At 61.7% G+C, this 21204-nt stretch carries 17 protein-coding genes; 12 read left to right on the forward strand and 5 right to left on the reverse strand.

The window, feature by feature from the left end:
• The 4 genes from AC6CH3_RS15850 to AC6CH3_RS15865 all read left to right on the forward strand — a co-directional run.
• The coding region (locus tag AC6CH3_RS15850) for a PKD domain-containing protein (protein WP_498133322.1) at positions 1-2099 on the forward strand (2099 nt) is incomplete at its 5' end.
• Positions 2100-2361: 262 nt separating this feature from the next.
• Positions 2362-4644 carry a PKD domain-containing protein gene (locus AC6CH3_RS15855; protein ID WP_498133323.1) on the forward strand — a complete coding sequence of 761 codons (2283 nt, stop codon included), beginning with the start codon at positions 2362-2364 and terminating at the stop codon, positions 4642-4644.
• Between the two features lie 88 nt (positions 4645-4732).
• Entirely contained in the window at positions 4733-5164 is a 432-nt protein-coding gene (locus AC6CH3_RS15860) for an ArsR/SmtB family transcription factor (RefSeq protein ID WP_498133324.1), read from the forward strand.
• Positions 5161-6219, forward strand: coding sequence for a cation diffusion facilitator family transporter (locus AC6CH3_RS15865; RefSeq protein ID WP_498133325.1), 1059 nt, complete (start codon positions 5161-5163; stop codon positions 6217-6219). Before AC6CH3_RS15860 ends, AC6CH3_RS15865 begins: the two co-directional genes overlap by 4 nt.
• Positions 6220-6245: 26 nt before the next feature.
• On the opposite strand, the gene AC6CH3_RS15870 is transcribed toward AC6CH3_RS15865, so the two are convergent.
• Positions 6246-6479, reverse strand: a complete 234-nt coding sequence (locus AC6CH3_RS15870; RefSeq protein WP_498133326.1) for a metallothionein — start codon at positions 6477-6479, stop codon at positions 6246-6248.
• Between the two features lie 261 nt (positions 6480-6740).
• Here AC6CH3_RS15870 and paaA point away from each other — a divergent pair, with 261 nt between their 5' ends.
• Genes paaA through AC6CH3_RS15900 form a run of 6 tightly spaced genes read left to right on the forward strand, consistent with a single transcriptional unit; the run spans position 6741 to position 11672 of the window.
• Positions 6741-7772: a 1,2-phenylacetyl-CoA epoxidase subunit PaaA gene (paaA, locus tag AC6CH3_RS15875; protein ID WP_498133327.1), complete on the forward strand. Its 1032-nt coding sequence runs from the start codon at positions 6741-6743 to the stop codon at positions 7770-7772.
• Entirely contained in the window at positions 7769-8164 is a 396-nt protein-coding gene (paaB, locus tag AC6CH3_RS15880) for a 1,2-phenylacetyl-CoA epoxidase subunit PaaB (protein ID WP_498133328.1), read from the forward strand. The genes paaA and paaB overlap by 4 nt, the downstream gene beginning before the upstream one ends.
• On the forward strand, positions 8161-9063 hold the full coding sequence (gene paaC, locus AC6CH3_RS15885) for a 1,2-phenylacetyl-CoA epoxidase subunit PaaC (RefSeq protein ID WP_498133329.1): 903 nt from the start codon (positions 8161-8163) through the stop codon (positions 9061-9063). Before paaB ends, paaC begins: the two co-directional genes overlap by 4 nt.
• Positions 9060-9605 (forward strand): 1,2-phenylacetyl-CoA epoxidase subunit PaaD, encoded by a 546-nt coding sequence (gene paaD, locus AC6CH3_RS15890; RefSeq protein ID WP_498133330.1) that lies wholly within the window; start codon positions 9060-9062, stop codon positions 9603-9605. The genes paaC and paaD overlap by 4 nt, the downstream gene beginning before the upstream one ends.
• A gap of 10 nt (positions 9606-9615) precedes the next feature.
• Entirely contained in the window at positions 9616-10854 is a 1239-nt protein-coding gene (paaE, locus tag AC6CH3_RS15895; RefSeq protein ID WP_498133331.1) for a 1,2-phenylacetyl-CoA epoxidase subunit PaaE, read from the forward strand.
• 38 nt (positions 10855-10892) lie between these two features.
• Entirely contained in the window at positions 10893-11672 is a 780-nt protein-coding gene (locus tag AC6CH3_RS15900) for an enoyl-CoA hydratase/isomerase family protein (protein ID WP_498133332.1), read from the forward strand.
• Between the two features lie 308 nt (positions 11673-11980).
• Here AC6CH3_RS15900 and AC6CH3_RS15905 read toward each other — a convergent pair whose 3' ends face one another.
• The 4 genes from AC6CH3_RS15905 to AC6CH3_RS15920 all read right to left on the reverse strand — a co-directional run bounded on the left by AC6CH3_RS15905 (position 11981) and on the right by AC6CH3_RS15920 (position 17754).
• Complete coding sequence (locus tag AC6CH3_RS15905) at positions 11981-13294, reverse strand: UDP-glucose dehydrogenase family protein (protein ID WP_498133333.1); 1314 nt, start codon at positions 13292-13294, stop codon at positions 11981-11983.
• Positions 13295-13560: 266 nt separating this feature from the next.
• Entirely contained in the window at positions 13561-14166 is a 606-nt protein-coding gene (locus AC6CH3_RS15910) for an LPXTG cell wall anchor domain-containing protein (protein ID WP_498133334.1), read from the reverse strand.
• Between the two features lie 143 nt (positions 14167-14309).
• A complete protein-coding gene (locus tag AC6CH3_RS15915; protein WP_498133335.1) occupies positions 14310-16220 on the reverse strand; it encodes a DUF4012 domain-containing protein in 1911 nt (636 codons plus the stop codon).
• Positions 16210-17754, reverse strand: a complete 1545-nt coding sequence (locus AC6CH3_RS15920; RefSeq protein ID WP_498133336.1) for a tyrosine-protein kinase domain-containing protein — start codon at positions 17752-17754, stop codon at positions 16210-16212. Before AC6CH3_RS15920 ends, AC6CH3_RS15915 begins: the two co-directional genes overlap by 11 nt.
• Before the next feature lie 400 nt (positions 17755-18154).
• On the opposite strand from AC6CH3_RS15920, the gene AC6CH3_RS15925 reads away from it, so the two are divergent.
• Both AC6CH3_RS15925 and AC6CH3_RS15930 read left to right on the forward strand, forming a co-directional pair.
• A complete protein-coding gene (locus tag AC6CH3_RS15925) occupies positions 18155-20002 on the forward strand; it encodes a polysaccharide biosynthesis protein (RefSeq protein ID WP_498133337.1) in 1848 nt (615 codons plus the stop codon).
• Entirely contained in the window at positions 19995-21173 is a 1179-nt protein-coding gene (locus AC6CH3_RS15930; RefSeq protein ID WP_498133338.1) for a DegT/DnrJ/EryC1/StrS family aminotransferase, read from the forward strand. The genes AC6CH3_RS15925 and AC6CH3_RS15930 overlap by 8 nt, the downstream gene beginning before the upstream one ends.
• The last annotated feature ends 31 nt before the right edge of the window (positions 21174-21204 follow it).

The raw sequence follows: 21204 nt of genomic DNA on the forward strand, positions 1-21204 counted from the left end.
GCAGCGGGTGGAGCATTTACCGGCTGGACCGGGGCACGGCCAGGTGGGTGGACACCGGAGTCCGGAGCGACAGCCGGGGCAGCAGTTCATCGGACACGTTGTGGGACGGCAGCAAGCTGTACATCGCATCCAACGTGGTGACGACAGACAGCTCGGTGACAGGCCAGGCCAGACTGTACCGCTACAGCTACTCCGGCGGGAGCTACTCGCTGGACGAACGATTCCCCGAGACCATCTCGAACAGCAGCAGCGAGACGCTGACCATTGCCCAAGACTCCACCGGCGTCATCTGGGCCACCTGGACGCAAGTCTCCGGCAGCACCAGCACCGTTTTCGTCAACAGCTCCCTGCCCGGCGGCAGGGGCTGGGGGACCCCGTTCGTGGTGCCCGGGGCGGCGGATCCGAACCCGACGCCGGACGATCTCTCGGCCATCGTGGCCTTCAAGGGCGATGAAATCGGGATCATGTGGACGGACCAGGCCACCGGGACCGCGCACTGGGCCACCCACAGAGACGGGACCGATCCGAGGGCCGCGTCGTCGTGGCGGCACCGGGAAGCCATCCGCGGGAACCGGCAGGTTGATGACCATCTGAACATCAAGACGCTGCAGGCCGATGCGACCGGCCGGGTCTATGCCGCGGTGAAGACCGGCCTCGATGACGGCTCCTCCGATCCGGACCTGGCCCAGCTGGTGCTGGTGGTGTTCAAGCCGGGCACGGGGGCCTTTGAGCAGACCACAATCGCCCGGACCGGGGATTGTGTTACGCGTCCGCAGATCATGCTCGATACCGCCAACAACCTGATCCGCGCCTTCCACACCGCGCCCTCGAGCACGGTCAGCGGCTGCGCGTTTTCCGGGGTGCCCGGCAGCATCTACGAGAAGACCGCGGACATGGACAACCCGGTGTTTGGCACCGGGCGCGGCACCCCGGTCATCGAGGACGCCAGCTCGGCCAACATGAACGACGTGACCAGCACCAAGCAGAGCGTGAACGCTGCGACCGGGATCGTCGTGATGGCCACCGACCACGTCGCCAAGCGCTACTGGTTCTCGGACCGCAGCCTCGGCACGGTGGACCCGCCCGAGGAGACGGCGCCGATCGCCTCATTCACCGCCGCTCCGACTTCGGGCACGGCCCCCCTGACGGTGGAGTTTACGGACTCCTCCACCTCGGATACGACGTCCTGGGCGTGGGATTTCGGTGACGGTGAAACGGCAACCGCGCAGCACCCGTCCCACACCTACACGGCCGCCGGGACCTACACGGCGACGCTGACCGCCGCCAACGAAGCCGGCACATCAACAGCCACGACGACGATCACCGTCAGTCCGGCCGACGACGGCCCGCCGCACACGCCGGCTGATGCCTCCATCAGGGGAGCGGCTGACACCCTGGCCGCGGGACCCGACGGGGTGCTCTGGAACTACCCGGCCAACGGCCAGGGCGGATTCCTGCCCCGGATTCGGATCGGCTCCGGCTGGAACGGGCTGAAGGACGGCTTCGTCACGGACTGGAACCACGACGGCGTGTTCGACCTGATCGCCCAATGGACAGACGGCCGCATGAGCTACTACCAGGGACTGGCAGCAGGAGGATTCGCCGCAGGGCAGGTCATCGGCTCCGGCTGGGGCAGCTACCAGCTGACCGTGGGACGCTGGCGCAAGGCTGATACATACCCCGGCGTAGTGGCCTATGACGCGGCGGGTGTTCTCTGGCACTATCCCAACACCAACGGAAGGACGCTGGGAACCCGCACCAGACTCGGTGGCGGCTGGGGCGGGCTTTACCTCACTATGGCCGACTACGACCGGGACAGCGCCCAGGACATCCTGGCCAAGCGCAGCGACGGCGTCCTGGTGCTGTACCGCTCAACCGGCGTGGGAACTTTTCAGCCCGGACCGTATCCCGCCGTCGGTGGCGGCTGGAACAGCATCAACAGCATCAGCACGGTCGCAGGCTTTCAGGGCGCCGGCACCTACGGGCTGATGGCCCGGTTCACCGACGGCCAGCTTGCCTACTACCCCATCCTTAACGGCACCTGGGGCACCCGCACCCTGGAGGGCGGCGGCTGGGGGCCGTACTACATCTTCCGGTAGGGACGGGATCTTCCGGTGAGAATGAGCTAGGCACGCCTGCTCACTGTCAGGTAAACCAAAAACCCCCAACAACGGTGGGGCATTCCCTGCAGCGGGATTTTCTCCAAGGTTTTCAAGAGTTTGCCGGTGCACCATGAATTGCTATCGCAGTTCACGTGGGCCCGGGCCACAAGGTGGATGGGCCCACGCGGATCCTGGATCAGGTGCTGCCCGATCCGGATGAACAGATACTTTTCACCGCCCAACAGAAACGCCGAGCAAGATGAAGAAGACCCTCCGCCGACTGAGCCAATTGGTCGCCCTGTCCATTGTTGTCGCAGGGGGCCTGGTGGGTACTTCCACCGCCGCCCAGGCGGCCACTGTCGGAACGCCGAGCATCACCTATTCGGGGGTCAATAACCCTCCGACGTCCGATAAACCGCAGAGCAAGCTGTGGTGGAACGACGGGTCCTGGTGGGCGAACATGTGGACCACCGGCAGCGGCTGGAGCATCTACCGGCTGGACCGGGAAGCAGCCACCTGGGTGGACACCGGGGTCCGGAGCGACAGCCGGGGCACTACGTCCTCGGACACACTCTGGGACGGCACCCACCTGTACATCGCCTCCAACGTCGTGACGACAGGCAGCTCCATCACAGCCCAGGCCAGGTTGTACCGCTACAGCTACGCCGGCGGCGCCTACACGCTGGACACTGGGTTCCCCACCGTCATCTCTGGCAGCAGCAGCGAGACGCTGACCATTGCCAAGGACTCCACCGGAGCGATCTGGGCCACCTGGACGCAGGTCACCGGCACCAGCACCGTCTATGTCAACAAGTCCCAGCCCGGTGGCACCGGATGGGGGACGCCGTTCGTGGTGCCCGGGGCTGTGGACCCGAATCCGACGCCGGATGACCTCTCGGCCGTCGTGGCTTTCAAGGGCGATGAAATCGGGGTCATGTGGACGGACCAGGCCACCGGAACGGCGTACTGGGCCACTCACAAGGACGGCGAGGATCCAGTGGCGGCCTCATCGTGGCAGGTGAAGGAAGCCATCAAGGGAGACAAGATGGTCAATGATCATCTGAACATCAAATCGCTGCAGGCCGACTCGACGGGACGGGTATTCGCAGTGGTGAAGACCGCCGTCGACGAAGGCGTGCATACCCCGGATATGGTCCAGTTGGTGCTGGTGGTGTTCAAGCCCGGCACGGGTTCCTTTGAGCAGACGACGATTGCCAGGACCGGGGATTGTGTTTCCCGTCCGCAGATCATGCTCGATACCGCCAACAACCTGGTCCGCGCGTTCTATACCGCGCCCTCGACCTCGGTCAGCGGCTGCGCCTTCTCCGGCGTGGCAGGCAGCATCTACGAAAAAACCGCCTCGATGGACAACCCCGTCTTCGAGACCGGCCGCGGCACGGTCGTCATCGAAGATGAAGCGTCCGCCAACGTAAACGATGTGACCAGCACCAAGCAGAGCGTGAATGCTGAGACCGGGCTGGTTGTCATGGCCACCGACCACGTCGCCAAGCGCTACTGGTTCTCGGACCGCAGCCTGGGTACGGTTGACCCGCCCGACGGCGTCCCGACCGTGGCGTTCACGGCCTCGCCGGCCACCGGCACGGCACCGCTGACGGTGAACTTCACGGACACCTCCACCGGTGACCCGACCTCGTGGGCATGGGAGTTCGGGGACGGTGAAACAGCCACCGCGCAGAACCCGTCCCACACCTACACCGCCGTCGGAACCTACACGGCGAGGCTGACCGCCACCAACGAAGCCGGCTCGACGTCGACCACCAGGACGATCACCGTCGCCCCCGCCAACAGCTCCTCCATCAGGGGAGCGGCCGACATCCTGGCCGCGGGACCCGACGCGGTGCTCTGGAACTACCCGGCCAACGGCCAGGGCGGATTCCTGCCCCGCGTGCGGATCGGCTCCGGCTGGAGCGGGCTGAAGAACGGCTTCGCCACGGACTGGAACCAGGACGGCGTGTTTGACCTGATCGCCCAATGGACAGACGGCCGCATGAGCTACTACCAGGGACTGGCAGCAGGAGGATTCGCCGCAGGGCAGGTCATCGGCTCCGGCTGGGGCAGCTACCAGGTGACCGTGGGCCGCTGGCGCAAGGCTGACGCATACCCCGGCGTGGTGGCCTATGACGCGGCGGGTGTTCTCTGGCACTATCCCAACACCAACGGAAGGACCCTGGGAACCCGCACCAGACTCGGTGGCGGCTGGAGCGGGCTTTACCTCACCATGGCCGACTACGACCGGGACACTGCCCAGGACATCCTGGCCAAGCGCAGCGACGGCAGCCTCGTGCTGTACCGGTCAACCGGCGCGGGAACTTTCCAGCCTGGCACGCACCCCGTGATCGGCAGAGGCTGGAGCAGCGTCAACAGCATCACCACCCTCGCAGGCTTCCAAGGGTCAGGTACATACGGGCTGATGGCCAGGTTCACCGACGGCCAGCTTGCCTACTATCCCATCCTTAACGGCACCTGGGGCACCCGCACCCGGGAGGGCGGCGGCTGGGGGCCCTACAAGATCTTCCGGTAAGCAGCACCAGGCAAGGCCCGCGGGCGTGAGCGCCCGCGGGCCTTGTTGCGTAGTTGAACGGCTCGGCCTGTTGTGCAATTATCTGCGTATGAATGCAGATAGCGGAGCTTGTACGCTGACGCCGGACAGCCAGTACGTGGAGCTGGCGGTGGAGGTCTTCGCGATGCTGGCCGATGCCACCAGGGTGAGGCTGATTCTTGCGCTTCGCCACGGGGAGTTGCCCGTTAATGCCCTCGCCGAAATAGCCGGGAAGTCCGCCGCTGCCGTCTCGCAGCATCTGGCTAAAATGCGGCTCGCCCGCATGGTCGCCACCCGCCAAGAGGGCACCAAGGTCTACTACAGGCTGCAGGATGGCCATGCCTGGCAGCTCGTCGCCGTCGCCATCCATCAGGCCGAACATGCCCTCGGCACCGCACCCCACCACGGCTCGGCGCAGCACAATAGCTCCGCTCCGCACGACGTCCCCGCTCCCCACGACGTCTCCGTGCCGCACAACATCCCAGCCGAGGTTGAGGAATGAGCCAGCAGATGCCGCACAGCGGCCATGACGTGCACCCGCATGCACACGGACACGCCGATGCTGATCAGGAAGCCCAGCATGGGCACCACGGGGACCACCACCACGGGCCGCAGGGGCACGTCCACGCCACAGGTTTTAAAGGGTGGTTGCAGGAGCTGTTCGTGCCGCACTCCCACGATGCTGCCGACTCGATCGACACGGCCATGGAGGCCAGCTCCCAAGGCATACGCGCCGTCAAGGTCTCCCTCCTGGGGCTCGGCGCCACGTCAATCTTCCAGCTGGTCATTGTCCTGGCCAGCGGCTCGGTGGCATTGCTGGCCGACACCGTCCACAACTTCTCCGATGCGCTGACGGCGGTCCCGCTCTGGATTGCCTTCCTGCTCGGACGCCGGGCAGGCACCCGCACCTATACCTACGGCTTCGGCAGGGCCGAGGACCTGGCCGGACTGTTCATCGTTGCCATGATCGCACTGTCCGCCGTCGTGGCAGCTGTTGAATCCATCCGGCGCTTCTTCGAACCGCAGCCCGTCCAGAACCTCGGCTGGGTGCTGGCGGCCGGGATCGTCGGCTTCGCCGGCAACGAGCTGGTCGCCGTCTACCGCATACGCGTGGGCCGGAAGATCGGCTCCGCCGCGCTGGTCGCAGACGGCATCCATGCCAGGACCGACGGATTCACCTCCCTGGCCGTCGTGGGCGGCGTCATTGGCATCTGGCTCGGATTCCCCCTCGCCGACCCCATCGTGGGGCTGCTGATCTCCGCAGCCATCGCTGTGCTTCTCTGGGGAACCGTCAGGGACATCGGCCGCCGGCTCATGGACGGCGTCGACCCCGCCCTCACCGACCAGCTCACCGCCTTGGTGGAGAACGTGGCCCCGGAAGGAACCTCATCCCGGCTGCGCTGGTCCGGCCACCGGCTCCACGTGGAAATCTCCGTACCACTTACCGGGGCAGAGGAGCTGGGGCAACTGGCCAAACTCACCCACAGCCTTGAACAAGCTGTGCAGCAGGCCATGCGCAACGTTGGATCAGTAACCGTCGTACCCCGGTTCATTTAGATCCGGTCCGCCTGGATCCGAGCCTCCTAGATCCGGTCCGCCGCTTCGGCCTCGCCTGACTGCCGGGCGCAGTTTGCACAGCAATACATTGCCTCTGCGCTCTCGATGCCGTGCCCGAGGATCTTGCAGCCGCAGTGGTCGCAGGTCGGTGCCATGGCATGGATGGCGCATTCAAAACTGTCGAAGGTTGCGGACTGGTCGCCCTTGGTGATGGTGAAGGCTTTGTCGTAATCGTTCCCGCAGGTGTCGCAGATCGCCATGATGTGCTCCTTGAGCGTGGGCGAGGGGGCCGGCGTTGACGCGTCGGACGGGGACTAAGGATCCCCGTACTTTGAGCGCCCCTTCCATGCTAGGCACGTGGAGTACCGGCGTGAACAGGCGGTTGCGGAACAAACTTGGGAACGCAGGCAGCCGCGCCCCGCACCCCAGTCGTGCTTGACGCCCTTCGCCGCTTCCGCATATCCTGAACGAACGGTCGGTAAATAAATTCCGAGTACGGACGTGAATGCATAGGAGCAACCATGGCAGCGCAGAATCTGCAGTCAGTGCCTGACCAGCCGGCAGCCGCCGCGGCGGACGAAACACGCCAGCGGCAGCTGGAGGCGGAAGGCCAGGCGTACTTTGACAAGGTCATGGCAGACGACTCCCGGATCGAGCCGAAGGACTGGATGCCCGCGGCGTACCGCAAGACCCTGCTGCGCCAGATCTCGCAGCACGCGCACTCGGAGATCATCGGCATGCAGCCGGAGGCCAACTGGATTTCCCGCGCCCCGAGCCTGAAGCGCAAGGCCATTCTCATGGCCAAGGTCCAGGACGAGGCCGGCCACGGGCTCTACCTCTACTCGGCCGCCGAGACGCTGGGCCAGTCCCGCGACAAGATGATGGACGACCTCATCGCCGGTAAGGCCCGCTACTCCTCGATCTTCAACTACCCGGCCCTGACCTGGGCCGACATGGGCGCCATCGGCTGGCTCGTTGACGGCGCAGCCATCTGCAACCAGGTCCCGCTGTGCCGCGCCTCCTACGGACCCTACGGCCGGGCCATGGTCCGCATCTGCAAGGAAGAGTCCTTCCACCAGCGCCAGGGCTTCGAGATCCTGCTGGAACTCTCCAACGGCACGCCCGCGCAGAAGCAGATGGCGCAGGACGCCGTGAACCGCTGGTATGCCCCGGCCCTGATGATGTTCGGCCCGCCCGATGACGATTCGCCCAACTCCAAGCAGTCCATGGCCTGGAACATCAAGCGCTTCAGCAACGACGAACTGCGCTCGCGGTTCGTCGGCATGATGGTGGAGCAGGTCCGGGTCCTCGGCCTCACCCTCCCGGACAGCGAAGTCCGCTTCAACGAAGAGACCAGGAAGTGGGAGCACGGCCCGCTGGACTGGGAGGAGTTCAAGGAAGTCCTTGCCGGCCGCGGTCCCTGCAACGCCCAGCGGCTGGAACGCCGCCGGGAAGCGCACGACGACGGCGCCTGGGTTCGTGAGGCAGCGGCCGCTTACGCGGCAAAACAGCTGGCCAAGCAGGTCAACAAGCAGAAGGAATACGCAGCATGATCCCCCACGGCAACCCGGAAGTACCGGCAAGTTCCGGCGGAGAAATAGACAGCTCGGCGGCTCAGGTCCCGGCAACTCCGGCCCCCACCACCGAGGCAGCCTCAACGCACCGCAGCGTCTGGCCGCTGTGGGAGGTCTTCGTCCGGTCCAGCCGCGGGCTCAGCCACGTCCATGCTGGCAGCCTGCACGCGCCGGATGCCGCCATGGCCCTGCGCAACGCCCGCGACCTCTACACCCGCCGCAACGAGGGCGTGTCCATCTGGGTGGTCCCGGCGGACGCCATCGCCGCCAGCGACCCCGACGCGAAGGGCTCGTTCTTCGAATCCCCGCAGGGCAAGGACTACCGCCACGCCACCTACTACACCAAGAGCGAAGGGGTGAAGCACCTGTGACCGCTCCGGAAACCCACACCGAAGGCCACGGCGACATCTCCGTCGGCGTCGCCGGCAGCGGGGACTCCTCCGCCAGCGCCACCCGCATCACGCCGGGCAACGCCCTCCGCCCGGAGGACATCGCACTCGAGGTCCGGACCGGCCTGGTGAAGCCCTCCGAGGACGCGGCCGAGTACGCCCTGCGCCTCGGCGACGACGCCCTCATCCTCGCCCAGCGCCTGGGCCACTGGATCTCCCGCGCGCCGGAGCTGGAGGAGGACGTGGCCCTGGGCAACATCGCCCTGGACCAGCTGGGCCATGCCCGCTCCTTCCTCAGCTACGCCGGGGGAGCGTGGGAGAAGAGCGAGGACGAGCTCGCCTACTTCCGCCGCGAGCACGAGTTCCGCTCCGCCCACCTCTTCGAGCAGCCGAACGGGGACTTCGCCGTCACCATCGCGCGCCAGTTCGTGGTGAGCTACTACCAGTTCGAGCTGTACCGCCGGCTGACCCAGTCCGCCGATGCCACGCTCGCCGCGATCTCCGCCAAGGCCGTCAAGGAAGTGGACTACCACCGCGACCACAGCGCCCAGTGGATCCTTCGGCTGGCCCAGGGCACCGAGGAGTCCCGCCGCCGCATCATCCACGGCCTGCGGCTCATCTGGCCCTACGTCGAGGAGCTCTTCGTGGACGACGACCTGACGTCCCGCCTGGCCGAAGCCGGGACCGCCGTCGAGCCTTCCAGCCTGAGGGCCGACTTTGACCGCCTCACCGGAGAGGTGCTCGCCGAAGCGGAGCTGGAGGTGCCCGAGGTTCCGGCGGCGCCGGGCGGCGGCCGCCGCGGCAAGCACTCGGAACACCTGGGCTACATCCTGGCCGAGATGCAGGTGCTGGCCCGCGAGCATCCCGGAGCCAGCTGGTGACTGCCGTGTACGTATCGGAACCGGGCACCCGGCACGCGGAGACTGCTGAGCAGAGGGCGTGGGCCATCGCCGCCACCGTCTGCGATCCCGAGATCCCCGTGCTCACCATTGAGGACCTGGGCATCCTCCGTGCTGTCCGGCTGTTCGACGACGGCGGGATGGTGCCCGCTGTCCAGGTCACCATCACGCCGACGTACTCGGGCTGCCCGGCGATGGACGCCATCCGGGACGACGTCAAGGCCGCGTTCCAGAAGGAGGGCTACCCCAGCGTCCATGTTGAGCTGGTGCTCGCCCCGGCCTGGACCACCGACTGGATGACGGACGCCGGCAAGGCCAAGCTGCAGGAGTACGGCATCGCCCCTCCCAGCGGCCGCGCGGCGCTGGGCCATAACGGGCCGGTCCGCCTGAGCCTGGCGGTGAAATGCCCGCAGTGCTCGTCGCTGAACACCAAGGAACTCACCCGCTTCGGTTCCACCTCCTGCAAGGCGCTGTACGTCTGCCAGGACTGCAAGGAACCGTTCGACTACTTCAAAGTCCTGTAAGGAAAACCCCATGCCCGTTGTCCGCCAGACTGCCGCCGAAACGGCGCAGGCCACCGGCCGCCGTCGTCCGTCCTTCCACTCCCTCACCGTCGCGGAGGTGCGCCGGCTCACCGAGGACGCCATTGAGGTGACCTTCGCGGTGCCGGCCGGGCTGGCCGGGCACTTCGACTACCTGCCGGGCCAGTACGTGGCCCTGCGCACCACGCTGCCGGATGAGACCGGCGAGCCGAAGGAGATCCGCCGCAGCTACTCCATCTGCGCCGAGCCGCGCAGCTTCGAGGACGGCAGCAGCGAGATCCGGGTGGCCATCAAGAAGGATCTGGGCGGCCTGTTCTCCACGTGGGCCAACGCCGAGCTGAAGGCCGGCGACACCCTCGAGGTGATGAGCCCGATGGGCGCGTTCGTCTCCAAGCACGGCCGGGACGGGCATGCCGTTGAACAGAACGTCATGAACTCCATGAACCGTCCCCAGCAGATGGCAAGCGAGCTCGCGGGGCAGCCGGGCAATTTCGTGGCGATCGCCGCGGGCTCGGGCATCACCCCGGTGATCGCGATCGCCCGCACGCTGCTGGCCGCGAACCCGGACACCCGCTTCGACCTGATTTACGCGAACAAGGCCGCCATGGACGTGATGTTCCTGGAGGAGCTCGCGGACCTGAAGGACAAGTACCCGCAGCGCCTGGCGCTGCATCACGTGCTGTCCCGCGAGCAGCGGATCGCGCCGCTGCTGAGCGGCCGGATCGACGCCGAGAAGCTCCGGGCGCTGCTGGGCACCGCCATCCATGCGGACGACGTGGACGAGTGGTTCCTGTGCGGGCCGTTCGAACTGGTGCAGCTGTGCCGGGACACCCTGGCCGAGCGCGGCGTGAAGCCGGAGCACATCCGCTTCGAGCTGTTCACCTCCGGCAAGCCGGACCGGCCCGAGGGCAACGCAGGCCGTCCCGTCATCGAGGACACGTCGGCGGACACCTACAAGATCACGTTCAAGCTGGACGGCCTGCAGGGCGAGGTGGCCAGCCCCACGCACGCCCGCGAGTCCATCCTGAACGCGGCACTGCGCGTGCGCCCGGACGTGCCGTTCGCGTGCGCCGGGGGAGTGTGCGGCACGTGCCGGGCCAAGGTGGTCACCGGCAGCGTGACCATGGATGAAAACTACGCGCTGGAGCAGGATGAGCTGGACAAGGGCTACGTCCTGACCTGCCAGTCGCACCCCACCAGCAAGGAAGTCACGGTCGACTTCGACGTGTAGGCACATTCCGAACATCCGGTCTCAACCCAAGGAGTCCCATGATCTCCCTCTCCATCGACAACGGCGTCGCCGAAGTCGTCCTGAACGCACCGTACAAGCTGAACTCGCTCGACGAGCAGGCGCTGGCGGATTTAAGCCAGGCGTACGACGACGCCGCTGCCGCCGCCTCGCGCGGCGAGGTACGGGCGCTGCTGCTCAGGGGAGAGGGCCGCGCCTTCTGCGCGGGCCGGGACATCTCCGGCGTGACGCCGGAGAGCGACGACGCCGAGGCGTACCTGGGCGGGCTGGTGCAGCCGCTGCTGCAGAAGATGGCGTCGTTCCCGGCGCCCACGTTCGCCGCGGCCCAGGGTGCCTGCCTGGGCGTGGGACTGGGCCTGCTGCTCGCCACGGACGTGGTGTACGTGGCGGAGAACGCGAAGTTCGGCTCGCCGTTCGCCAAGCTGGGCGCCACGCTCGACTCCGGCGGGCACTGGTACTTCACCGAGCGGCTGGGCATGCACCGCACGCTGGACCTGATCTACACGGCCGAGCTGATGTCCGGAACCGAAGCCGTGGCGCAGGGGATGTTCAGCCGGGCGATGCCGGCGGACGAGCTGCTGGAGTCCACCCGGGCCATCGTCTCCCGTGTGGCGACCGGGGCCACCGGCGCGTTCAAGGCCAGCAAGGAGCTGGTGGCGCACATCCGCGACCAGCGCCTGGGCCTGTGGGCGTCCATGCAGGAGGAGAACTCCGAGCAGGCGAGGCTGTGCAAGAGCGAGGACTACGCCGAGGGGTTCAGGGCGTTCCAGGAGAAGCGCGAGCCCAAATTCGCCGGTTGAGCCTGACGAAACCAGCGCTGGCTTAGCCAGTCAAAACCGCTCTCACTAGCCACACGAAGGGCCATCTTGCGAGTAGCTAGGTCACCAATGGACGACGCAACTCCTGAAGGGATGATTGCCGCGCAAGACTGAGCTTGCGGATACGACTCTAGGTAGACGAAGGCAAACCCGTCAGGCCGTCCCGCATTGGCTTCCAACACATTGGAAAACCCGTCTCTGAGCGTCCTCGTCCTCGGCTTGGCAGTTGTCGTGGTGTCAAGACAATATGAACCGCTGGCTTCTGGTGGGGCTAAAACGGAGGTCAGCAATCATGGTCGGCCGATGCCCTTGTAAGTCCATCCAGCCTCTCGCCAAACTGAGGGATTGAGGGCATTACGACCGTCGAGGATGATCTTTTCTTTCACAACTCCCCCCGTGGCAATTGGATCGAGGTTCTGGTATTCACGCCATTCGGTCAGGAGCAGAACAGCCTCAGCATTCGCAAGCGCGACCTCTGTATCCTGTTCGAAAACTAGTTCAGGGAAACGCTGCGATGCATTTACAAGGGCCTGTGGATCCGTTACAGTCACCGTCGCGCCCTGTAGCTGAAGCTGCGCAGCAATACTCAGGGCAGGCGAGTCTCGGACATCATCGCTTTCGGGTTTGAAGGCAGCCCCCAGGACGGTTATGCGTTTGCCAATCAATGTGCCGTCGAGCAACGCACGAGTCATTTCGACGATGCGAGAGCGGCGGCGCATATTAATGGCATCCACTTCTCTTAGGAAGGTAAGGGCTTGGTCGGCTCCCAGTTCCCCTGCTCGGGCCATGAATGCCCGAATGTCTTTTGGAAGACATCCACCGCCGAATCCAACGCCAGCATTGAGGAATTTGCGGCCGATTCGATCATCCAACCCGATGGCATCAGCGAGAAGAGTGACGTCAGCACCTGACGCTTCGCATAGCTCAGCCATGGCGTTTATAAAGGAGATCTTGGTTGCTAGGAATGAATTTGCAGCAGTCTTGACGAGTTCTGCTGTTGCATAGTCGACGATTATGCGTGGTGTACCTTCAGCCAGGGCAGCGGAATACACTGCGTCTAATGCTGCTGCTGCCGTGGTGCCATCTTCCCCAGCGGGGACACCATACACGAGGCGATCCGGCGTAAGGGTGTCATTTACAGCGTGACCCTCCCTCAAGAATTCGGGGTTCCAAGCGACAATGGCACTTGGTGCCACTTGCGCGACAGCTGTTGCCAGTCGCGCGGCTGTGCCTACTGGGACTGTGGACTTCCCTACAACGATAGCTCCATCAACCAAGAACGGTGTGAGTTCACTAAAAGCGGCATCGACATAGGTCAGGTCTGCTGCGTTTTCACCCTTACGCTGTGGTGTGCCAACACAGACGAAATGGAGGGTTGCCGTTGCGGCCGCCGAGATGTCCGTGGTGAAGGTTAGCCGCCCTGAAGCTTGGGCCTCCCTTAACATCTCGGGTAAGCCGGGTTCGAAGAAGGGGGCACGACCCGCTTGGAGCTCGTCAATCTTGTGGCGATCAACGTCTATCCCAATGACATCGTGGCCCAAAGTTGCCATTGCTGCAGCGTGTACTGCACCGAGGTAGCCGCAACCGATGACGGAAATACGCATGTCGCTCCTAAGCGTGGTTACTCTGACCCCTGCCAACGGGGTTATCACTACTATGAGTGGAAAATTCGACGAGAATCCTGGTCTGAAGTGTGGTCTGCTGATGTGCTCGTTGCCAATTAGCAGGCTAGGCCATCGGTGCCGATTTTTTTTCTCTGCGTAATGTCCTGGATTCCTGTCACTCCAGAACCGTCACGAAGAATTCACATAACATAATGAAGGGGTTGGGATCCGCATGATCCCAACCCCTTCATGGTGAATCCTGGCCCTTATGCCTCAAGCTTCACACGACGGCGCGTGATGATGACACCTGCGGCCCCGAGACCGAGAGCCCCAATGCCTGCCGCGCCCCAAAGCAGGAGACTGGCATCGGCACCCGTGTTGGCGAGGGGCGTACCGCCAGTGTTGGCCAGTCCTGTACCACCCGAATTCGGGAGTCCGGCTCCAGCATCAGGGGCGCCAGACGCCACTACAGTGACAACCGCGGAGACCTGAGTGCCCGACACTGCACCGGTTGCCGTGAGCGTATACGTTCCGGGTTCTGTCAAAGTGACAGGAACGGAGAAACGACCGCTGGCATCAGCGGTTGTTGAGAGGTTGACCACGGCGGAGAGGACGATAACGCGGCTGGGGACACTGGCGCTACCAATCCCGCCACCTGTTCCCAGCGCTGACGGTCCAGCTTCGTTGGATGCAGTAATATCGACGCGTTCACCGCCGTTCATGCCTGTACCACTGAAGATAAAGGTTTCGCCTGGAGCTACTACCGGGTCGGAAACCGTAGCTGTTTCCGGTGTTACATAAGCTTGGGTTGCCGTTGCGCCAGCGGCGGTCAGCGCGGCCGTTATAGCTAATATCGCAAGGGTCTTTTTCATGGATAATTCCCCCAGAAGAGTTGTATGTAGATGGCCTAAGTGCGGGTAGTGCATTTTTCGGCACGTGAGACAGCGGCCGACCCACTGGCAAGATTAGCAGTGAAAGTTGGTTGTTTCCAACTCTGGTTCACTGTCAGCCTCTATTACCCGGCGTTACATATGTCGTCACTTTCGGATAAACCAATGACCTTAGCGGGGTCCTCCGTTGTCGGCGAAACCCTCACGGTAGGGTCTGCATTTTGTACGATCTTCGAGAAAGCGAACTCTACTGTGGATGATTGGCCTGGAGCAAGGTTCGTCCTCAGCACCCCGACCGGACGTTCCTTGTGGATAAAAGATCCCACGGCCGAGTCGGTTCCGTTCTGCGTAGCTCCCTCAATGCGTGCCTGTGCTGGCCCGTAGGCAATCACATTGGTGGCCACGCGACCTGGCGCTGTGCCGTGAATTCCGCCGCCCGTAACAGACACAGGTAGAGACCTCTCAGCATCAGCCGGCGCGGTATTTGTCAAAGTGACCCTTACCTTGACGCTTTTGGTACCGTCAAGTTGGCATGTCGTCACGAGATTGATCTTGCGCCTCACGTAATAGTCCATTTTGGCGCCGGTTCCATCATTGAAGTAGACCCCAAAGGAAGCCCCACCAGAGTTTGGACCCGAAATTGAGCCGCCAATGGTTGTGGACGCCAAAACTTCTTGTTCGTCTTTGTGGGCGCTCCAAACGAAAAGCCGGTCCTCAGTTGCGCTCTTTCCGAGTGCGGCGACAAGCTTTGCCCCCGGCACGCTTCCCGACGTGACCCTTCTGAATACTTCTTGGGAGACCGCGGCGAAGTAGGCATCCTGCATATCGTTGGTGGGAAGACTGAGATAGGCATCGGAAAGAAGCGTCTTCACTACGTTTTTTCCTGTGAGGGTGGATGGCAGTCGAGGATCCATCATGCTGGCGGGGACATGCATGGGCCCGGTGGCGTCGAGGATATGTGACAAGACCACTGCGTCTATCGCGATCACTCCATCAACGGTCGTCCCATGGCGTTGCTCCCACATAGATTTGGCGGACAATGCTGCCGTGGGAAAATTTGGAGTAAGATTCACATCGCTGATATATGAGCCAAGGCGCTCCGTATATATTTCCGTCTCCTCAGCGGCAACGGGCACGGCAGGGGTGAACTTGCCCATGGCAGAACCGCTAGATTGCGCGGCAAGGCTCACTGCGCCATCTTCAACCCGGAGGATCGCAAGGGCGCCAGGCAGTCCTCCAGTTGCACGCACTTCGGCACTGTTCTGTACGAGCACCAGATAGTTCCTCATTCCCGACCGGCCCAGCATGGACGGGAGAATTCTGGACGTATCGGCCGCGACGCTGAGGCCGCCGCGAACTTCGTCAAGGGTGGAAGTGGCTTCTGACAGCGGCCGCCTAACCTCGGGGAGAAGCTGCGACTGGTCTATTGACTTTAGCCGCGCGTATGTCAGCTCAACGGCGTTCGCTGCTGTGACAACGCTTGGCGATGCCATCGCGAGGGGCTCCAAACTAAATCTGCCGTCAATCGGGGTGAGTGCGTCCCAGCCGATAGAAGTTGATACATGAAGCAATGGTTCCCCAGCCGTCATGACAACATCGTTAACGGACAAGGCCACTTCGCTCACTGCGGCAAAATTGGGGCCGATAAACGGGAGCGAACGCCCAACCGTCCAGACTGGATCAGTTGCGGAATCTTTTGCGGACTGGACTAGGAACCGTAATCGGTCGAATTTTTCACGGGCTGCCGATGGATCCTTCGATACGAGTTCTTTTCTGATCTCCGGGATCAAATTACTTGCTGCCGAAAGATTGTCGCTAATTACAATTGCTTTATGAGCCAGCCATCCAGCCAAAGCGAGGCCGAGCACAATTATCACGGCTGCGAAGACCGCTGCTCGTTTTAGAGCCCGGTGAAACGACCGATGTTTGGTTTTGTCGTCCTGAACTCCGGCAAGGAGGAAGGAGCTGGCATCGCAGGCCGTATATGAATTGGAACCTGCCGAATCGCTTTGGTCTCGTAGATTATCAGTGGGCACTACGATCCTTATCGGTCCCTTTGCGTAGGCGCTGGGGCTCTGTCGAACCACCCTGTAGGATGCGGTCGAATTCAGTATTTGAGTCTTCGCTGAAAACCTTGGGCCGTGAGGATCTGGTTCTTGTAGTGCTCGGCGTACCCTCCGGTCCGTAGTAACTGTACGCATAGGAGTCGGGACCCTTTGATGGCAGCCTATTGAGTACTACACCCAGCAAATCCGCGTTGACCATCTCTAGGGCAGCCAACGATTTCTGTAGGTCGGTGGTCCGTACTTTTTGTGCACCAACAACTACGACAATGCCGCCTACTTGTTGTGCCAGGACAGCAGCGTCAGTTACAGGCAGCAACGGAGGAGCGTCGACAATGACAGCATCAAAGGCCGCTTCCAACCTTATGATGAGCTGCTTCATCTTGTCGGTACCCAACAGTTCGCTGGGATTCGGCGGGATCTGACCTGCAGTGAGGACATATAGGTTGTCGTTACCCCACTGTTGAAGAAGGTCGTCTACGTTCGCCTTCCCAACCAGCGCCGTGGTGAGGCCCGCGTTGCGCTCCAACCCGAGATATTCCGCGATCATCGGCCGCCTAAGATCAGCATCGATGAGAGCAACGGTTTGTCCAGCCTGCGACAAAGCTATAGCTAGGTTTGTTGCGGTTGTGCTTTTGCCTTCACCGGGAAGGGAAGAGGTGACAAGGACGGCTTTCGAGGCGTGGCTTACGTGCGCGAACTGAAGATTCGTGCGCAGTTGCCGGAACGACTCGGCGCGCGCGCTTTGGGGTGCGGCCTGGGTGAGCAATGGTTTCTTTGTAGCATCAGAGTCGAAGCTGATTCCGCCAAGCAGGGCCGAATCCGTGATTCTTCGCAGATCCTCTTCTCCCCGAATCCTTGTGTCCAAGACGGCCCTCAAAAAGGCCAAGCCTGTCCCCACGATAAATCCGAAGGCAAGACCCATGAGTAAGTTCAGCCGGAGGTTCGGTGACGACGGAGTCGTCGGCGCTGTAGCCGGGGCGACTATTGAAAGCCGCACTGGGGATGATTGCCCGCTGGAGGGCCGTTCCAACTCATCCACGGCATTTACCAAGCTGCTTCCTACGGCCTGAGCGATTGCCGCTGCTTGAACTGGGGACTCATTTTCCACTGAGATGGTAATGAGGACTGTCTTTTCATCTGAGCTAGCCACTATGTTCTGTGCAAGTGACTGAGGGCTGGTTTCCAACCCTAGGCTGTCGATTACTGGCTGAAGAACAACGGGCGTGGTTGCGGTTTTGACGTATGACTCAACGCGTGCCTGGGAGAACACGTTTCCTTGTTGCAGCTCCGTGACAGATCCGGAATTCTGCAGGGCAACAAATAGCTTTGTTTCGGCGACATAGCGAGGTTTAACGATCAAGGACGCCGTTCCGGTGGCCACAACCCCGAGAAGGGTGCACGCGACGATCAAGACCCAGTTTCGCCGAAGAATGCGCAGGTAGTCCTTAAGCTCCAAAATCGAGCCCCTTTCGGAGGGTGGTATTTTTGGCAGAATCTCGTCCATCCTACCCGCCTGACGCCTAGATCGTGTGTCTGGCAGGCTTTGTACGAGGACTCCACATGAGGGCAGGTTTCAACGCTGTCGGACGAGAGATGTGGTCGCGATGACGGCTCTGAGCCACAGGCTAAGTCAGGGATGGACTGTGAGGGACGTAATGCTCCACACACGTTCAAGCATTTGACCGGAGCGTTGTGTAACCTGTCCTCCATGTCGGCAGCCTGGCGACAGCGATTGGACGGTGCCTCTAAGGTTGTTGGAGGTGCTTTAATTAGCCGGTATGAGCTTTCGCTCATTGATGCGGTGAACCGTGTCGTGCGCGCATCGCGCTGGAAGGTTGGCGCGAATTCCGCTTGTCTTAACGCTTTCGACGCGCGTTGAACAGCATATCTGTGGGGGAAAATTGATGAGTGTATCAAATGCGGCGAAGCGCCGTCATGCGGACGAGGGCATCGCTGAGCGGTGGGCGTATCGCGTTTTGCAATATGCGGTGGACGCTGAAGCCTGGGTAATCGCCATCACCTTTGCTGTGCTCTTTCGTTATGACTTCGTCGCCGCGCAGGTCAACTGGCTGGCCGTAGGGCTGCTGGCCATATTGGCGATAGTACTGCAGGGAATTGCGGGATGGGCATGGGCCCTTTACCGTGGGCGCCATCTGCATGGCGCATTTCATGAGGCGCAGACTCTTCTTGCCACGGTTCTTACGGTTTGTGCGGCTCTCTTTGCGGTTACTATCCTTTCATTGTCGTCATATGGTCTACCCCGGAGCACTGCGCTTGTCGCGCTGCCAGTAGCGTTTGTTCTGATGGGCGGAAGCAGGTATCTGCGACGCCTTGCATCCGAACGGAGAGCGAAACCGCTGGACTCAGCCCAACGGACGCTCGTCTATGGAGCGGGTCAAACAGGCGCCTATCTTGTGCGGCGCATGCTCACAGATCCTTCGTCGCCTTACGTACCTGTCGCATTGATAGACGACGATCCATACAAGCGGCATCTCAGGCTCTCCAACGTCCCGGTTCGCGGCACTGCTAACGATCTAGTCGAAGTCGCTCGAACGACACAGGCGGTCGCCCTGGTGTTGTGTATTGCCCAAGCCGATGCCGACTTCATCCGCGAAGTGTCCGACAAAGCGGATCAAGCCGGACTGCGAATGATGGTTCTACCGTTGCTGTCGGAGATCTTGGCCGGCGGGATGAAGCTCGCGGACCTGCGGGACGTGGCAATCGAAGACATTATCGGGCGGCATCCGGTGAATACTGAAGTCGAGTCAATCGCTGGTTATGTGGCTGGGAAGAGAGTCGTTGTAACCGGGGCCGGTGGATCAATCGGTGCGGAGCTATGCCGTCAGCTGGCAAAGTTTTCGCCCCAAGAACTGATCATGTTGGATCGAGACGAGTCGGGGCTTCATGGAGTTCAGATGTCTGTGTCCGGACATGGCCTCCTTGATAGTGACGACGTGGTGCTAGCCGATATTCGGGAGGGACGTGTATTACACGAAATCTTCGAGCGACGCAGGCCGGAAGTCGTCTTTCACGCTGCTGCACTGAAACACCTCCCTATGCTGGAGCAGTACCCCGAGGAAGCGTGGAAAACAAACGTGCTCGGTACCCTAAACGTACTCTCAGCTGCTCGTCAAGCCGGCGTCAAGACCTTCATCAACATTTCCACGGACAAGGCGGCGAATCCTACGAGTGTCCTTGGTCACTCAAAACGCGTCGCTGAGCGGCTCACGTCGTGGACAGCTATGCAGACGGGGGACGCATATCTGTCAGTTCGATTTGGAAATGTCATTGGAAGCCGCGGATCTATGCTGCCTACTTTCATAGCGCAAATAGAAGCCGGAGGTCCCGTGACTGTCACCGACGCTGACGTGACTAGATACTTCATGACAATTCCGGAGGCATGTCAGCTCGTCATCCAAGCTGGTGCAATTGGCCGACCTGGAGAAGCGCTCATTCTTGATATGGGCCGCCCTGTGCGAATTTTGGACGTTGCTCAACGCATGATCTCCATGTCCGGGAGGCAGGTGGACATTGTGTTCACGGGTCTCCGTGAAGGTGAAAAGCTCCACGAGGAGCTGCTGGGAATCAGCGAGTCTGATGAACGTCCTTTCCATCCTCAAATTACTCATGCAGAAGTTCCTCCACTGGACCCTGACACACTCGATCATGAACGATGGGAAGAGTCCAACTCGCGTGAAAGCAATGCGCAAAAGCCCTACCTCGCCTCCTCACTGGGAGCTGTAAATGAATGATCGAATCTTCATGTCTTCGCCGGATGTCGGTTCACTGGAGGAAGAATATCTGCTGAGTGCACTGCATTCTGGCTGGATCGCCCCCCTAGGGCCCGACGTCGATAAGTTTGAGCAAGAAATGGCTGAACGTGTCGGCCGAGATTTCGCCGTCGCGCTCAGTTCAGGAACTGCCGCTCTCCATTTAGCCCTCTTGGCGAGGAACGTGGGACCTGGCGATATCGTCCTCACCTCAACAATGACTTTTGCAGCCACTGCAAATGCCATTGCCTACACGGGTGCGGAACCGTACTTTGTGGACTGTTTACCTGACACGGGGAACATGGATCCTGCGCTTCTGGAGGAAGCATTGGAGTTCCTATGTTTGTCTGGTGAAAGTGTAAAGGCGATTGTTCCCGTTGATTTGCTGGGGAAAGCAGTTGATTACTCTGCTCTGACAAGGATCGCGGAGCAGTATGGTGTACCACTGTTAGCTGATGCGGCAGAGTCGCTGGGTGCTTACCACGGAGGGAAAGCCGCCGGCGCGTGGGGTGATGCCGCGATTTTCTCGTTCAACGGCAATAAGATTATGACCACGTCCGGTGGAGGTATGCTGCTCACAGATGATCAAGGAATCGCCTCAAAGGCACGATACTTAGCTACTCAAGCAAGACAACCTGTGATCCACTACGAACACCAGGACATTGGATACAACTACAGACTGAGTAACTTGCTTGCCGCCGTCGGCCGGGCCCAGTTGAGCCGGCTTGATGAGATGATCTCCCGACGCCGAAGCGTCCGTGACTTTTATAAGCAGATATTTGACGACGTCCAGGGTGTTTCTATTTTTGGCGCCGCCGACGATTTCGACGATAATTGCTGGCTCACCTCAATTCTGGTGGATTCAGAGGTGGCCGGATTCGATACTGAGCAATTGGGCTCGGCCTTATCGCTTCAGAACATTGAAAGCCGACCGCTATGGAAACCGATGCACCTCCAACCCATCTTTCAGGGGGCGCGTGCCATAACAAACGGTACATCCCAGAGGCTCTTTGAAACGGGTCTCACATTACCCAGCGGCTCAGCGCTGTCGTCCGAGGAATTACGAATTATTGGCCAAGCAATTGCCCAGTTTCTCGCATCTCGAGATACGTTGCCCGATCGTCCGGCCGGAATGCAAATAGTTAGCCGATAGGGTGCACAAGAAGATCACTACCCAAGGGTGG

Source organism: Arthrobacter sp. GQ119 (assembly GCF_059759125.1).

Coding starts and splice junctions, on each gene's coding strand:
- AC6CH3_RS15855 (WP_498133323.1), top strand. CDS start 2,362: ATGAAGAAGACCCTCCGCCGACTGAGCCAATTGGTCGCCCTGTCCATT.
- AC6CH3_RS15860 (WP_498133324.1), top strand. CDS start 4,733: ATGAATGCAGATAGCGGAGCTTGTACGCTGACGCCGGACAGCCAGTAC.
- AC6CH3_RS15865 (WP_498133325.1), top strand. CDS start 5,161: ATGAGCCAGCAGATGCCGCACAGCGGCCATGACGTGCACCCGCATGCA.
- AC6CH3_RS15870 (WP_498133326.1), bottom strand. CDS start 6,479: ATGGCGATCTGCGACACCTGCGGGAACGATTACGACAAAGCCTTCACC.
- paaA (WP_498133327.1), top strand. CDS start 6,741: ATGGCAGCGCAGAATCTGCAGTCAGTGCCTGACCAGCCGGCAGCCGCC.
- paaB (WP_498133328.1), top strand. CDS start 7,769: ATGATCCCCCACGGCAACCCGGAAGTACCGGCAAGTTCCGGCGGAGAA.
- paaE (WP_498133331.1), top strand. CDS start 9,616: ATGCCCGTTGTCCGCCAGACTGCCGCCGAAACGGCGCAGGCCACCGGC.
- AC6CH3_RS15900 (WP_498133332.1), top strand. CDS start 10,893: ATGATCTCCCTCTCCATCGACAACGGCGTCGCCGAAGTCGTCCTGAAC.
- AC6CH3_RS15905 (WP_498133333.1), bottom strand. CDS start 13,294: ATGCGTATTTCCGTCATCGGTTGCGGCTACCTCGGTGCAGTACACGCT.
- AC6CH3_RS15910 (WP_498133334.1), bottom strand. CDS start 14,166: ATGAAAAAGACCCTTGCGATATTAGCTATAACGGCCGCGCTGACCGCC.
- AC6CH3_RS15920 (WP_498133336.1), bottom strand. CDS start 17,754: ATGGACGAGATTCTGCCAAAAATACCACCCTCCGAAAGGGGCTCGATT.
- AC6CH3_RS15925 (WP_498133337.1), top strand. CDS start 18,155: ATGAGTGTATCAAATGCGGCGAAGCGCCGTCATGCGGACGAGGGCATC.
- AC6CH3_RS15930 (WP_498133338.1), top strand. CDS start 19,995: ATGAATGATCGAATCTTCATGTCTTCGCCGGATGTCGGTTCACTGGAG.